Below are 14,169 nucleotides of genomic sequence, written 5' to 3'. Positions count from 1 at the left end.
CGTACGGCTACCCCGGCGCCCCGCCCGGGACCGTCCCGCCGCAGCCCGGCGCTCCGTACGGCCCGCCGTACCCCACGGGTGCGGGCGGGACCCACGACACCGGGGCCGGCTACGGCTACCCGGCGGGAGCGCCCACCGGGGCGACGCACACCGGCTACCCCGCCGGGTACTCCACCGGCGGCTACGTCGCCCCGTACCCCGGCTACGGAGCGGGCGGCTGGCAGCAGGCCCCCTCCAACGGGATGGGTGTCACGGCCCTGGTGCTCGGCATCGTCGCGCTGGTCGTCGGCTGCTTCTGGGGCGTCGGGATCCTCCTCGGTGTCCTCGCCCTGATCTTCGGCGTCATCGGCCGCGGCAAGGCCCGCAGGGGCGAGGCGACCAACGGGGGTGTGGCGCTGGCGGGGATCATCCTCGGCGCCGTCGCCACCGTGCTCGGCGCGGTGTTCCTCGCCCTCCTCATCTGGGTGGTCAACAGTGAGGACGGCTCGGACTTCACCGACGAGGACCCGTTCTCCACCTCGTCCGTGGTGCTCGTGACGCCGTGACTTCCGGCCGCGGGACGACCTCGTAACCCTCAGGATCTTAAGAACCTTCAGGACCGGAGCCGTTCCCGCGCCTCCATCAGGGCGAAACCCAGCAGGTTCAGGCCCCGCCACCGGGCGGGGTCTGCCGCCCGTTCGTCCCCCGCCGACAGTCCGATGCCCCAGATCCGGTCCCTGGGGCTGGCCTCGACGAGCACCCGCCCGCCCGTGCCCAGCAGGAACTCCCGCAGCGCGGGGTCCTGCCCGAACTTGTGCACACTGCCCTCCACCACCACGCCGAACCGCTCGCGCTCCCAGACCGCCTGGTCGAAGCCGCGCACCAGGCGCCCCGCCTTCTTGGCCAGGGCCGGATGCGCCGCCGCCACGGCCTCGCGCTCGGCCTCCGGGTCCTCGAAGAGCCGGGCCTTCGCCGCCATCATCCAGTGCTCGGCCGTGGCGTACTCCACCCCGTCCACCGTGAACGGCGAATGCCACCACTGGCTGAGACAGCTGGCACCCGGCGTGCCGTCCGCCTTCGGTGTGTGCCCCCAGAAGCGCAGATACTTCACCGTCTCGCCGCGCTCCGCCCGCGCGACCAGGTCGGCGGCCGTGCGGATCGTGCTCCCTGTGTGCTCCATGTGCTCCGGGCTCCCCGTGTGTTCTCCCATGCACGGGATTCTGCCGGTCACCACGGACACTCCGTACGGCGATCAGCCCCCTGACACGACACACGGTCCACCGATTCCGTCGCGTAACCAAAAGGCAACAACGGAATCCCTTGTTGAGGTGGACGTGCTCTGTCAGGATCGGCACTCAATTGAAGCCGGACAACGACTGGTAACCACGACCGGCGTGCGGAACCGCCGGTACGGGGGCACCGCCGGAACGTCGGCCGGAACATCGGAGAGCGTCATGGGCAACCGCTTCCAGGTGCGGGACCGCTTCGCGGCCGGCGCGCAGTTCATCGGGGGCCGGCTGCGCCCCGGCACCTCGGGGCGTACGCAGGCGGTCACCGACCCGGCGACCGGCGAAGTGATCCACACGTACGAACTGGCGGGCACCGCCGACGTGGACGACGCCGTCGCCGCCGCGCGCGCCGCCTTCCCCGCCTGGTCGGCCGCCACTCCCAGCGAGCGCTCCGACGCCCTGCACCGCCTGGCCGCCGTCCTCACCGAGCAGGCCGCGGACTTCGCGTACGCCGAGTCGCTCCAGTGCGGCAAACCGATCAGGCTCGCCAACGAGTTCGACGTCCCGGGCACGATCGACAACACCGCGTTCTTCGCCGGCGCCGCCCGCCACCTCGACGGCGTCTCCGCCGGGGAGTACAGCGCCGACCACACCTCCTACGTACGCCGTGAGGCCCTCGGGGTCGTCGGCTCGATCGCCCCCTGGAACTACCCGCTCCAGATGGCCGCCTGGAAGATCCTCCCGGCCGTCGCCGCGGGCAACACCATCGTCCTCAAGCCCGCCGAGATCACGCCGTTCACCTCGCTGATGTTCGCCCAGGCCGCCCAGCGGGCCGGACTGCCCGACGGGGTGATCAACATCGTCTCGGGCGCGGGCCGGGACGCGGGGGAGCGGCTCGTCGCCCACCCCGACGTCGTGATGACCTCCTTCACCGGCTCCACGCCCGTCGGCAAGCGGGTCGCCGAGATCGCCGCCGCCACCGTCACCCGCCTCCACCTCGAACTCGGCGGCAAGGCCCCCTTCCTGGTCCTGGACGACGCCGACCTGGAGGCCGCGGTCCACGGCGCCGTCGCCGGGGCGCTCATCAACGGCGGCCAGGACTGCACCGCCGCCACCCGCGCGTACGTCCAGCGCCCCCTGTACGACGCGTTCGTCAGCGGGGTCGCCGCGCTCATGGAGACCGTCCGCCTGGGCGATCCCGCCGACCCGGCCACCGACCTGGGCCCGCTGATCACCCACGCCCACCGCGACCGCGTCGCGGCCGTCGTCGACCGGGCCCGCGGCTACGCGCGTGTGGTCACCGGCGGCGAGGCACCGGGCGGCGCGTTCCAGGACGGCGCCTACTACCGGCCCACCCTGATCGCCGATGCCCCGCAGGACAGCGAGGTCGTCCAGGCCGAGATCTTCGGCCCCGTCCTGGTCGTCCTGCCCTTCGACACCGACGACGAAGGCCTCGCCCTCGCGAACGACACCCCGTACGGACTCGCCGCCTCCGTCTGGAGCCGTGACGTCTACCGCGCGGGCCGCGCCACCCGGGAGATCCAGGCCGGCTGCGTCTGGGTCAACGACCACATCCCGATCATCAGCGAGATGCCGCACGGCGGCTACAAGGCCAGCGGCTTCGGCAAAGACATGTCCGCGTACTCGTTCGAGGAATACACGCAGATCAAGCACGTGATGTTCGACAACACCGCGGTCGCACGGAAGGACTGGCACCGCACGATCTTCGGAGACCGCGCCTAGCGGCTGCCCCGCGGATCCGGCCGTTACCACCCACCCGAAAGGGCACAGCGCATGGAGCAGTACGAGCCCGACCGTCCGTCGGCCGCCCAACGGGCCGCGATGCGGCGCACCCTGACCAGCGGCAGGGGCGCCCTCTCCCGCCGCTCGCTGCTGCGCGCCACCGGGGTCGGCGCGCTCACCGTCGGCGGCCTCGCCGCTCTGAGCGCCTGCGGGATCCCGCCCGCCAAGCGGGACGAGGACGGCCCGGCGACGACGGACCACTCGGAGAAGGAGAAGCGGGTCGTCTTCTCCAACTGGACCGAGTACATGGACACCAGCGAGGACGAGAAGCACTACCCGACGCTGGAGGCCTTCACCCGGCGCACCGGGATCGCGGTGAAGTACACGGCGGACATCAACGACAACGTCGAGTTCTTCGGCAAGATCCAGCCGCAGCTCGCGGCCGGCCAGGACACCGGCCGTGACCTCATATGCGTCACCGACTGGCTGGCCGCCCGCATGATCAGGCTCGGGTACGCGCAGAAACTCGACCCCTCGAACCTGCCGCACGCGTTCGCGAACCTCGCCGAGCAGTTCCGCATGCCCGACTGGGACCCGGGCCGGGCCTACTCGTACCCCTGGACAGGTATCCCGACCGTCATCGCCTACAACGCCAAGGCGACCAAGGGCCGCAAGGTCGAGTCCGTCAGCCAGCTGCTGGACGACCCGGCGCTCAAGGGGCGGGTCGCCTTCCTCTCCGAGATGCGCGACTCCGTCGGGATGACCCTCCTCGACCTCGGCAAGGACCCCGGGTCGTTCACGGACGACGACTTCGACGCGGCGATCGCCCGGCTACAGAAGGGCGTCGACAACCAGCAGATCCGCCGCTTCACCGGCAACGACTACACCGCCGACCTCGACAAGGGCGACATCGCGGCCTGTGTCGCCTGGGCAGGGGACATCGTCCAGCTCCAGGCGGACAACCCGGACATCAAGTTCACCATCCCGGAGAGCGGCTACATCATCTCCAGCGACAACCTGCTGGTCCCGGCCAAGGCGCGGCACAAGACCAACGCCGAGAAGCTCATCGACCACTACTACCAGCCGCCGATCGCCGCCCAGCTGGCCGCGTACATCAACTACGTCTGTCCGGTGGACGGGGTCCGCGCGGAGCTGACGAAGATCGACAAGGCGATGGCGGACAACACCCTGATCCTCCCGGACGCGGCCATGGCCGCCGCCTCGCACGCCTTCCGCTCCCTCAGCAGCAAGGAGGAGACGGCGTACGAGGGGAAGTTCGCCAAGCTCATCGGCGCCTGAGCCGCAGGCCCTGAGCACCGCGCCCCGCCCCGCCCACTCCCTCCCAGCCCCCGGGATCGTGACCCATGACAGAGACCGCACCCACCGGCCACGGCGGCGACGACGTCCGCCTCACCGGGATCAGCAAGACGTACGGCTCCTTCCACGCCGTCAAACCGCTCGACCTCACCGTGCCCCAGGGCTCGTTCTTCGCGCTCCTCGGCGCCTCCGGCTGCGGCAAGACCACCACCCTGCGGATGATCGCGGGACTGGAGGAACCGACCACCGGCTCGGTCTTCCTCGGCGACAAGGACGTCACCGACCTGCCGCCGTACAAGCGCCCCGTCAACACCGTCTTCCAGAGCTACGCGCTCTTCCCGCACCTCGACATCTACGAGAACGTCGCCTTCGGGCTGCGCCGCCGCGGAGTGAAGTCCGTGAGCAAGCAGGTCGGCGACATGCTCGACCTCGTCCAGCTCGGTGACTTCGCCCGGCGCAAGCCCCACCAACTCTCCGGCGGCCAGCAGCAGCGCGTCGCCGTCGCCCGCGCGCTGATCAACCACCCGCAGGTGCTGCTGCTCGACGAGCCGCTCGGCGCCCTCGACCTCAAGCTGCGCCGCACGATGCAGCTGGAGCTCAAGCGGATCCAGACCGAGGTCGGCATCACCTTCATCCACGTCACCCACGACCAGGAGGAGGCCATGACGATGGCCGACACGGTCGCGGTGATGAACGGCGGGGTGGTGGAGCAGCTGGGCAGCCCCGCCGACCTGTACGAGAACCCCCACACCACCTTCGTCGCCAACTTCCTCGGCACGTCCAACCTCATCGAGGCCGAGGTCGCCGAGAAGAACGGCGGCGATGTGGTGGTGACGGTCGGCGGCGCCAAGCTGGTGCTCCCGGCGGGCCGGTGTTCCGCGCCGACCACCAGCGGCGGCACGCTCCTCGTCGGCGTACGCCCCGAGAAGATATCCCTCGCGCACGCGGACGACGCCGGGACCATCCCCGACGGCCGCAACCGTGTCACGGGCCGGATCGTGGACTCCAGCTTCATCGGCGTCTCGACGCAGTACGTGATCGACAGCCCGGCCGGTGCGGGACTGGAGGTGTACGCGCAGAACATCGAGCGGGACACCCGCCTGGTGGCCGGCGCCGACGTCGTCCTGCACTGGAACCCGGCACACACCTTCGGCCTGGACGCCGCGCAGTCCGCGCTCGCCGGGACGACGGGCGCCGACGGTACGGAGACGGCGGACGGGGAGGCCTCGTGACCGCCACCGAAGCACCGCCCGCGCCCCCGGGCCCGCCCGCCCCGCCGGCCGCGGGGCCCGACGGGATCCCCCTCCACAAGGTCTCCCGGCGCAAACGGCTCGTCCCGTACTGGCTGCTCCTGCCCGGCATCCTCTGGCTGCTGGTCTTCTTCGCCCTGCCGCTCGTCTACCAGGCCTCCACGTCCGTGCAGACCGGGTCGCTCGAAGCGGGCTTCGAGGTCACCTGGCACGTCCAGACGTACTGGGACGCGCTCCAGGAGTACTGGCCCCAGTTCGTGCGCTCCCTGCTGTACGCGGGCACGGCGACGATCCTGTGCCTGCTGCTCGGCTACCCGCTCGCGTACCTCATCGCCTTCAAGGCGGGCCGCTGGCGCAACCTGGTGCTGGTCCTGGTCATCGCGCCGTTCTTCACCAGCTTCCTGATCCGCACCCTCGCCTGGAAGACGATCCTCAGCGACGGCGGCCCGGTCGTCGGCGTCCTCAACTCGCTGCACCTCCTGGACGTCACCAGCTGGCTCGGCTGGACCGAGGGCGACCGCGTCCTCGCCACGCCGATGGCGGTCGTCTGCGGTCTGACGTACAACTTCCTGCCCTTCATGATCCTGCCGCTCTACACCTCGCTGGAGCGGATCGACGGCCGGCTCCACGAAGCCGCGGGCGACCTCTACGCCCGGCCCCTGACCACCTTCCGCAAGGTGACCTTCCCGCTCTCCCTGCCGGGCGTCGTCTCCGGCACGCTGCTCACCTTCATCCCGGCGAGCGGCGACTACGTCAACGCGGAACTGCTCGGCTCCACCGACACCAAGATGATCGGCAGCGTCATCCAGACGCAGTTCCTGCGGGTCCTCGACTACCCGACGGCCGCCGCGCTGTCCTTCATCCTGATGGCCGTCGTCCTGCTGATGGTCACCTTCTACATCCGCCGCGCGGGGACGGAGGAACTGCTCTGATGGGTGCTGTTCGCTGGATCAGGCGGAACCTGGTCGTCATCGCGGGCCTGCTGACGCTCGCGTACATGATCGTCCCGAACGTCGTCGTGATGGTCTTCTCGTTCAACAAGCCCCAGGGGCGCTTCAACTACTCCTGGCAGACCTTCTCCCTGGACGCCTGGAAGGACCCCTGCGGGGTGGCCGACCTGTGCGGCTCGCTGAGCCTCTCGCTGAGGCTCGCCACCTTCGCCACGATCGGCGCCACCGTCCTCGGCACGATGATCGCCTTCGCGCTGGTCCGCTACCGCTTCCGGGCGCGCGGCGCGATCAACTCGCTGATCTTCCTGCCGATGGCGATGCCCGAGGTGGTCATGGCAGCCTCGCTGCTCACGCTCTTCCTCAACCTGGGCGCGCAGCTGGGCTTCACGACCATCCTCATCGCGCACATCATGTTCTGCCTCAGCTTCGTGGTGACGGCCGTCAAGGCGCGGGTCCTGTCCATGGACCCCCGGCTCGAAGAGGCGGCCCGCGACCTCTACGCGGGGCCGGTGCAGACGTTCGTACGGGTCACCCTGCCGATCGCCGCGCCCGGCATCGCGGCGGGCGCGCTGCTCGCGTTCGCCCTGTCGTTCGACGACTTCATCATCACCAACTTCAACGCCGGGCAGACCGTCACCTTCCCCATGTTCGTCTGGGGCTCGGCGCAGCGCGGCACGCCGGTGCAGATCAACGTGATCGGCACGGCGATGTTCATCATTGCCGTAGCGCTGGTGGGCGCGGGACAGCTGATCAGCAACCGCCGGCGCAGGACAGCCGCGACCACCTGAGCAGTCCGTCCGCCGTTCGAATGTCACCACCTGGAAGCTCCACCACCTGGAAGCTCCACCACCTGGAAGCTCCACCACCTGGAAACTCCGAGGGAGTTGGAAGACATGGCCCCAAGCGCCATGCGTACCGCCGCCGCCTCACTGTCCGACGCGCAGCCCCTCTCGTACTGGCTGGACGACCCCGGCCGCCCCGGAGCCCTGCCCGCCCTCACCGGCGACGAGCGCTGCGACCTGCTGGTCATCGGCGGCGGGTACAGCGGGCTGTGGACCGCGCTCCTCGCCAAGGAGCGCGACCCGGACCGTGACGTCGTCCTGATCGAGGGCCACGAGGCGGGCTGGGCCGCCTCGGGCCGCAACGGCGGCTTCTGCGCCGCCTCCCTCACCCACGGGTTCAGCAACGGCCTCGCCCGCTGGCCCGGCGAGCTGGCGACCCTCGAAGAGCTGGGGGCCCGCAACCTCGACGCCATCGAGGCGGCCGTCGCCCGCTACTCCCTGGACTGCGACTTCGAGCGCAGCGGCGAGATCGACGTGGCGACCGAGCCGTACCAGCTGGCCGACCTGCGCGAGACGTACGAGGCGGCGGTGAAGTCCGGCGCCACCGGGCTCGAACTGCTGGACCGGGACGCGGTCAGGGCCGAGGTCGACTCGCCGACGTTCCTGGGCGGGCTGCACGACCCCCACGGGGTGGCCATGCTGCATCCGGCGAAGCTGGTGTGGGGCCTCAAGCGGGCCGTCACCGGCCTGGGCGTACGGATCTACGAGAACACCCGCGGCCTGGAACTGGCCCGCACGGCCACCGGCATGGCGGTCCGCACCCCGTACGGACGGGTCTTCGCCCGCCGGGTCGCCCTCGGCACCAACGTCTTCCCGTCGCTGGTCAGGCGGGTGCGGCCGTACACGGTGCCGGTGTACGACTACGCTCTGACGACCGAGCCGCTGACGGACGCCCAACTCGCCTCCGTGGGCTGGCGCAACCGCCAGGGCCTCGGCGACAGCGCGAACCGGTTCCACTACTTCCGCATCACCGCCGACCAGCGGATCCTGTGGGGCGGTTACGACGCCATCTACCCGTACGGAGGCCGGCTCGACGCCGCCCTCGACCACCGCCCCGAGACCTACCTGACCCTCGCCTCCCACTTCTTCCACTGCTTCCCGCAGCTGGAGGGGATCCGCTTCAGCCACGCCTGGGGCGGGGCGATCGACACCTGCTCGCGCTTCTCGGCCTTCTTCGGTACGGCGTACGACGGCCGGGTCGCGTACGCCGCCGGATACACCGGCCTCGGGGTCGGCGCCACCCGCTTCGGCGGGGAGGTGATGCTCGACCTGCTGGCGGGGGAGCGGACCGAACGCACCGAGCTGGAGATGGTGCGCACCAAACCGCTGCCGTTCCCGCCGGAACCCGCCGCGTGGGCCGGGATCGGCCTCACCAAGTGGTCGCTGGCCCGCGCCGACGCACACGCCGGGCGGCGCAACGTGTGGCTGCGGACCATGGACCGGCTGGGACTCGGCTTCGACAGCTGAGCCGCGCGCCGCCCGACCCGCGACGCCCGCCGACTCGCAATTCGGTTGCGCCGTCAGTAGGTTGGGCCGCGCGTTTCAATTGGCCCGCCGAACCCGCGTCATCATCGGGCGCCACCTGTGTCTCTCCCCGTATGGACGTACTGTCCAACAACACGGATGGGAGGCCGGACAGATGACTGGCTCGGGGGCCAAGAGCGCGGTGGAGTGGCTGGTATCGGTGGCACCGGATCCCGATGCCTGCCGGTGGGAGTGGGAGCGCAGCCCGCTCGGGGTGGCGCTGCTGCCGGCCGGCCGGCGCTGGGACGTGCTGATTCTGCCGGGGGAGCTGGGCTATCCGACGCTCGACGTGCTCACCCGGCTCGTCGACCGGCCGGGCCCGGTCCTCGCCGACTTCGGCGATTCCCGCATGGGGTTCTTCGTACCACCGGGCACGGCGACCCGCTGGCTCGGTACGGGGGTGCGCGGCGCGGGCCACGGGACCTGGATCGTCGTGCCGTACCCGGGACGGGCCGGCGGCGGGGTGCGCTGGCTGATCCCGCCGGACGGCTCGGGCACCCTGACCGACCCGGCGCTGCTGGAGCTGGCGATGCACGAGGCGGCGGCGGGCTGAGGGCTTGTCCGGCGGGTGGCGGGAGCGGGAACGGCGCGTGGCGCGGCCGATGCGCGGCCGATGCCCTCAGAGGTCTTGACCACACCAATTGGTCTGGACCATGCTGTGCGCCACCCGCCCCCTCATTTCCCCCATGCCCGGAGGCAGTTGTGGAACGTACGAGACGTCCTGCCCGGTATCCCAGACTGGTGGCCGCCCTCACGGCGGCCCTGCTCGCCGCGGGCGGCCTCGTCGCCACCGCGCAGACCGCGCACGCCGCCGACGTGGACGTCGCCGTCAACGGCGGCTTCGAGTCCGGCCTGAGCGGCTGGAGTTGTACCGCCGGCAGCGGCGCGGCCGTCACCACCCCCGTCCACGCCGGCACCGGCGCCCTGCGCGGCACGCCCGCGGGCAACGACAACGCCAAGTGCTCCCAGACCGTCACGGTCAAGCCCGACTCCGCGTACACGCTGAGCTCCTGGGTCCGCGGCAGCTACGTCTACCTCGGCGCCTCCGGCACCGGCACCACCGACGTCTCCACCTGGACGCAGTCCGCGCCCGACTGGCAGAAGCTCACCACCAGCTTCCGCTCCGGACCGTCCACCACGTCCGTGACGATCTACCTCAACGGCTGGTACGGCACCCCCGCCTACTACGCCGACGACCTCACCCTCGTCGGCCCCGGCGGCACGCCCGCCCAGCCCCCGGCCGTCCCCACCGGCCTCAGGTCCACCGGCGTCACGTCGTCCTCGGTCAGCCTCTCCTGGACGGCCGTCACCGGCGCCACCGGCTACACCGTCTACCGGGGCGGCACCAAGGCCCTGGACGTCACCGGCACGTCCGCGACCGTCTCCGGGCTCAACGCGTCCACCGCGTACAGCTTCCAGGTCGCCGCGACCAACAGCGGCGGCGCCTCCGCGCTCTCCCCGGCGGTCTCCGCCACCACGAGCGCCTCGGGCGGCGGCGGAGGGGGCGGTACGACCCTGCCCGCGCACGCCCTCGTCGGCTACCTGCACTCCAGCTTCGCCAACGGCTCCGGCTACACCCGCATGGCCGACGTCCCCGCCTCGTGGGACGTCATCAACCTGGCCTTCGGCGAGCCCACCTCGGTGACCTCCGGCGACATCCGGTTCAGCCTCTGCCCGGTCGCCGAATGCCCGAACGTCGAGTCCGTCGCCGACTTCAAGGCCGCCATCAAGGCCAAGCAGGCGGCCGGCAAGAAGGTGCTGATCTCCATCGGCGGCGCCAACGGCCAGGTCCAGCTCGCCACGACCGCCGCCCGGGACACCTTCGTCACCTCGGTCTCGAAGATCATCGACGAGTACGGCCTCAACGGCCTGGACATCGACTTCGAGGGCCACTCCCTCTCCCTCAACACCGGCGACACCGACTTCCGCAGCCCCACCACCCCGGTCATCGTCAACCTGATCTCCGCGATCAAGACCCTCAAGGCCAAGTACGGGGCGGGCTTCGTCCTCACCATGGCCCCCGAGACCTTCTTCGTACAGCTCGGCTACCAGTACTACGGCTCCGGCCCCTGGGGCGGTCAGGACCCGCGCGCCGGCGCGTACCTGCCGGTCATCCACGCCCTGCGCGACGACCTCACCCTGCTGCACGTCCAGGACTACAACTCGGGCTCGATCATGGGCCTCGACAACCAGTACCACTCCATGGGCGGCGCCGACTTCCACATCGCCATGACCGACATGCTGCTCACCGGCTTCCCGGTGGCCGGCAACACGTCACGGGTCTTCCCGGCGCTGCGCCCCGACCAGGTGGCCATCGGCCTCCCGGCCTCCACCCAGGCGGGCAACGGCTACACCACCCCGACCGAGGTCAACAAGGCGCTGAACTGCCTCACGAAGAAGACCGACTGCGGTTCCTACCAGACCCACGGCACCTGGCCCGCGCTGCGCGGGCTGATGACCTGGTCGATCAACTGGGACCGGTTCAACGGCCAGGAGTTCTCGCGGAACTTCGACGCCTACTTCCCGTGACCGCCGACGCCCGTCTTCTTCCCTGACCGCTGCGGGCGCCGGGAGTCCGCCGCCCGCAGCGCCCGGTCCAGCAGAAGCAGCAGCATCCCGCCCAGCGCGAGACTGCCGAGGACGTCCAGCGGCCAGTGGTAGCCACGCAGGAGCAGACCGGTGCCCGTCGCCAGGGTGAGCAGGACGGCGACGGGCGCCGTGCGTCTCCGGCCCGCGTACGGGGCGAGGAGCAGCGCCGCCGCGCCGTACGCGACCATCGCCGTCGCCGTATGGCCCGACGGGTAGTACCCGGTGGCGTCGGTGAGCGGCCCCCGCCGGTCGATCCAGAACTTGAGCGGGACGACCAGGACGGGCACGGCCACCATGGTGAGCGCGGCGGCCAGGGCCCGGTCGCGCCGCCCGCGCCACACCACGTACCCCAGAGCCAGTGCCAGGACGGGCAGGGCGACGACCACACTGCCGAGATCGGCGAGGAGTTCGGTGAGGGGCCGGGGGCCGTGACCGGCGAGGGACAGCTCCAGACGCTCGTCGGCCCGGCGCACCGGACCGCCGGCGGCGGCCTGCCAGGTGACGAGCACGAAGAGGAGCGCGCACAGCGCGAAGAGCCACGCGCGCCGGGACTGCCACGGACGGCGCGGAACGGAGAAGACCGAGAAGAAGCGGGAGAGGACCGCGAAGAGTTGCCGGGACGGACGAGAGAGCGGCCGCCCTGGAACAGGGGGGGTGGTTCCAGGGCGGCCGACAGGACCGGTGTGCCGCACGCCCCGGGGGGTTTGGGCCGTGCGGCCGTCCGATCCGTGAGGAGATCCGGAGCCTGAAGCTCCGGTGGTGTGCGCGAAGGCACGGCCGGAACGGTGCTGGGGACGCCCCGAACCGGTGTCGCCCGCAGTCCCCTGCGAGCGGGGTGTTTCTCTCATCTGCCCGAACCGTACGTCAGGGCGGGGACGACGGACAGCGGGAGAACAGAGCCGCCATGGCCCTCGCACACCTTCTTCACACGCCCTGACCAGCGGCTCCTGACCATGACACCCGTTTCGCCCGCTCAGAGCGCGGCGAGCGCCGACTCGATGATGTCCAGGCCCTCGGTGAGCAGGTCCTCGCCGATCACCAGCGGCGGCAGGAAGCGCAGCACATTGCCGTACGTACCGCAGGTGAGGACCAGCAGCCCCTCCGCGTGGCACGCCTTCGCCAGCGCGCCGGTCGTCTCCGGGTCCGGCTCCTTGGTGACCCGGTCCTTCACCAGCTCGATCGCGATCATCGCGCCGCGGCCCCGGACGTCACCGATCACGTCGTACTTCTCGCTCATCGCGGAGAGCCGGGCCTTCATGATCTCCTCGATGCGCCGGGCCTTCGCGACGAGGTCCAGCTCCTTCATCGTCTCGATCGCGCCGAGCGCGGCGGCGCACGCCACCGGGTTCCCGCCGTACGTACCGCCCAGCCCGCTCGCGTGCGCCGCGTCCATGATCTCCGCGCGGCCGGTCACGGCGGCGAGCGGCAGGCCGCCCGCGATGCCCTTCGCCGTGGTGATCAGGTCGGGCACGACGCCCTCGTCCTCGGACGCGAACCACTGGCCCGTACGGCAGAACCCGGACTGGATCTCGTCCGCCACGAACACGATGCCGTTGTCCTTCGCGAACCGCGCCAGCGCGGGCAGGAAGCCCTTGGCCGGCTCGATGAAACCGCCCTCGCCGAGCAGCGGCTCGATGATGATCGCGGCGACGTTCCGGGCCCCGATCTGCTTGGTGATCTGGTCGATGGCCTGCGCGGACGCCTCGGCGCCGCAGTTCTCGGGGCCGGTCGGCCAGCGGTAGCCGTACGCGACCGGCACCCGGTAGATCTCCGGGGCGAACGGTCCGAAGCCGTTCTTGTACGGCATGTTCTTCGAGGTCAGCGCCATCGTCAGGTTCGTACGGCCGTGGTAGGCGTGGTCGAACACGACCACCGCCTGCCGCTTCGTATAACTGCGGGCGATCTTCACGGCGTTCTCGACGGCCTCGGCGCCCGAGTTGAACAGCGCGGACTTCTTCGCGTGGTCGCCGGGGGTCAGCTCGGCGAGCCGCTCGCAGACCTCCACGTACCCCTCGTACGGCGTGACCATGAAACAGGTGTGGGTGAAGTCCGCGAGCTGCGCGGTGGCCCGGCGCACGACGGCCTCGGCGCTGGCGCCGACCGTGGTGACCGCGATCCCGGACCCGAAGTCGATCAGCCGGTTCCCGTCCACGTCCTCCAGGACCCCGCCCCCGGCGCGCGCGGCGAACACGGGCAGCGTGGACGCCACCCCGGCGGCGACCACGGCGGAGCGCCGGGCCTGCAACTCCAGCGACCTGGGTCCTGGAATGGCGGTGAGAAGACGGCGCTCCTGCGGGATGGCGGTCATGAGGGGCTCCTGGGGGGTGCTCCGGCGATGCTCCGGACTCGGACGTGGACGCGGCGCTTCCCCGCAGGCTAGGCGCGCGACACCCACCCGGGCATGCGCCGTTCGGTAGTGATCCGGGCGTGTCGTTTGTCCGTGACGGACATAGGGGGGTGGGGGAGGGTGGGCGAGGTACGACACCTGTGCGACCGCGGAACGTCCAACTACCCGTCAATTCCATGCGATGGCCATACATTGAGTCGGGTACACAGATCGGACCTGGCTGGTCAGGGGGCAGGAGCTCATGGACACCGACGGCACGTACGAGGCGCGGGGCGAGGCGAGGGGGGACTCCCGGGGGACACGCGGCAACCCCGTGCCCCGCCCCGCGGGACCGCCGCCCATGCCGGCCCTGCCTCCGACCGCCGGCCGGACCGTCCCGGGCCCGCCCCCCGCGCCCGG

At 71.0% G+C, this 14,169-nt stretch carries 12 protein-coding genes; 9 read left to right on the top strand and 3 right to left on the bottom strand.

Features of this window, described 5'->3' with window-relative positions; all coding sequences use genetic code 11:
* The coding region (locus GT042_RS10225) for a DUF4190 domain-containing protein (protein ID WP_161308397.1) at positions 1–545 on the top strand (545 nt) is incomplete at its 5' end.
* A 47-nt stretch (positions 546–592) separates the two neighbouring features.
* Here GT042_RS10225 and GT042_RS10220 read toward each other — a convergent pair.
* Positions 593–1,159: an NADAR family protein gene (locus GT042_RS10220; protein ID WP_161308399.1), complete on the bottom strand. Its 567-nt coding sequence runs from the start codon at positions 1,157–1,159 to the stop codon at positions 593–595.
* A gap of 274 nt (positions 1,160–1,433) precedes the next feature.
* Here GT042_RS10220 and GT042_RS10215 point away from each other — a divergent pair, with 274 nt between their 5' ends.
* The 8 genes from GT042_RS10215 to GT042_RS10180 all read left to right on the top strand — a co-directional run bounded on the left by GT042_RS10215 (position 1,434) and on the right by GT042_RS10180 (position 11,363).
* Entirely contained in the window at positions 1,434–2,951 is a 1,518-nt protein-coding gene (locus GT042_RS10215) for a gamma-aminobutyraldehyde dehydrogenase (RefSeq protein WP_161308396.1), read from the top strand.
* A gap of 51 nt (positions 2,952–3,002) precedes the next feature.
* Positions 3,003–4,250, top strand: a complete 1,248-nt coding sequence (locus GT042_RS10210) for a spermidine/putrescine ABC transporter substrate-binding protein (protein ID WP_161308395.1) — start codon at positions 3,003–3,005, stop codon at positions 4,248–4,250.
* A gap of 65 nt (positions 4,251–4,315) precedes the next feature.
* Entirely contained in the window at positions 4,316–5,500 is a 1,185-nt protein-coding gene (locus GT042_RS10205) for an ABC transporter ATP-binding protein (protein ID WP_161308394.1), read from the top strand.
* 65 nt (positions 5,501–5,565) lie between these two features.
* Positions 5,566–6,450, top strand: coding sequence for an ABC transporter permease (locus tag GT042_RS10200; protein WP_161308398.1), 885 nt, complete (start codon positions 5,566–5,568; stop codon positions 6,448–6,450).
* Positions 6,450–7,256, top strand: a complete 807-nt coding sequence (locus GT042_RS10195; RefSeq protein WP_161308393.1) for an ABC transporter permease — start codon at positions 6,450–6,452, stop codon at positions 7,254–7,256. The genes GT042_RS10200 and GT042_RS10195 overlap by 1 nt, the downstream gene beginning before the upstream one ends.
* Before the next feature lie 105 nt (positions 7,257–7,361).
* The gene (locus GT042_RS10190) at positions 7,362–8,777 is read left to right on the top strand and encodes an FAD-dependent oxidoreductase (protein WP_161308392.1); all 1,416 of its coding nucleotides are present in this window, start codon (positions 7,362–7,364) and stop codon (positions 8,775–8,777) included.
* A 172-nt stretch (positions 8,778–8,949) separates the two neighbouring features.
* Complete coding sequence (locus tag GT042_RS10185) at positions 8,950–9,387, top strand: hypothetical protein (RefSeq protein ID WP_161308391.1); 438 nt, start codon at positions 8,950–8,952, stop codon at positions 9,385–9,387.
* Positions 9,388–9,536: 149 nt separating this feature from the next.
* Complete coding sequence (locus GT042_RS10180) at positions 9,537–11,363, top strand: glycoside hydrolase family 18 protein (RefSeq protein ID WP_161308390.1); 1,827 nt, start codon at positions 9,537–9,539, stop codon at positions 11,361–11,363.
* Here GT042_RS10180 and GT042_RS10175 read toward each other — a convergent pair.
* Complete coding sequence (locus GT042_RS10175; protein ID WP_161308389.1) at positions 11,351–12,271, bottom strand: phosphatase PAP2 family protein; 921 nt, start codon at positions 12,269–12,271, stop codon at positions 11,351–11,353. The two genes, GT042_RS10180 and GT042_RS10175, sit on opposite strands and share 13 nt — an antisense overlap.
* A 125-nt stretch (positions 12,272–12,396) precedes the next feature.
* Positions 12,397–13,731 carry a 4-aminobutyrate--2-oxoglutarate transaminase gene (gene gabT, locus GT042_RS10170; protein WP_161308388.1) on the bottom strand — a complete coding sequence of 445 codons (1,335 nt, stop codon included), beginning with the start codon at positions 13,729–13,731 and terminating at the stop codon, positions 12,397–12,399.
* Positions 13,732–14,169: the final 438 nt, after the last annotated feature.

The organism is Streptomyces sp. SID3212 (genome assembly GCF_009865405.1).
Classification (GTDB): Bacteria; Actinomycetota; Actinomycetes; order Streptomycetales; family Streptomycetaceae; genus Streptomyces.
The sequence above is the reverse complement of the archived record's forward strand: the minus strand, read 5'-3'. Positions and strand labels throughout refer to the sequence as shown.

Coding starts and splice junctions, on each gene's coding strand:
- GT042_RS10220 (WP_161308399.1), bottom strand. CDS start 1,159: ATGGAGCACACAGGGAGCACGATCCGCACGGCCGCCGACCTGGTCGCG.
- GT042_RS10215 (WP_161308396.1), top strand. CDS start 1,434: ATGGGCAACCGCTTCCAGGTGCGGGACCGCTTCGCGGCCGGCGCGCAG.
- GT042_RS10210 (WP_161308395.1), top strand. CDS start 3,003: ATGGAGCAGTACGAGCCCGACCGTCCGTCGGCCGCCCAACGGGCCGCG.
- GT042_RS10205 (WP_161308394.1), top strand. CDS start 4,316: ATGACAGAGACCGCACCCACCGGCCACGGCGGCGACGACGTCCGCCTC.
- GT042_RS10195 (WP_161308393.1), top strand. CDS start 6,450: ATGGGTGCTGTTCGCTGGATCAGGCGGAACCTGGTCGTCATCGCGGGC.
- GT042_RS10190 (WP_161308392.1), top strand. CDS start 7,362: ATGGCCCCAAGCGCCATGCGTACCGCCGCCGCCTCACTGTCCGACGCG.
- GT042_RS10185 (WP_161308391.1), top strand. CDS start 8,950: ATGACTGGCTCGGGGGCCAAGAGCGCGGTGGAGTGGCTGGTATCGGTG.
- GT042_RS10175 (WP_161308389.1), bottom strand. CDS start 12,271: ATGAGAGAAACACCCCGCTCGCAGGGGACTGCGGGCGACACCGGTTCG.
- gabT (WP_161308388.1), bottom strand. CDS start 13,731: ATGACCGCCATCCCGCAGGAGCGCCGTCTTCTCACCGCCATTCCAGGA.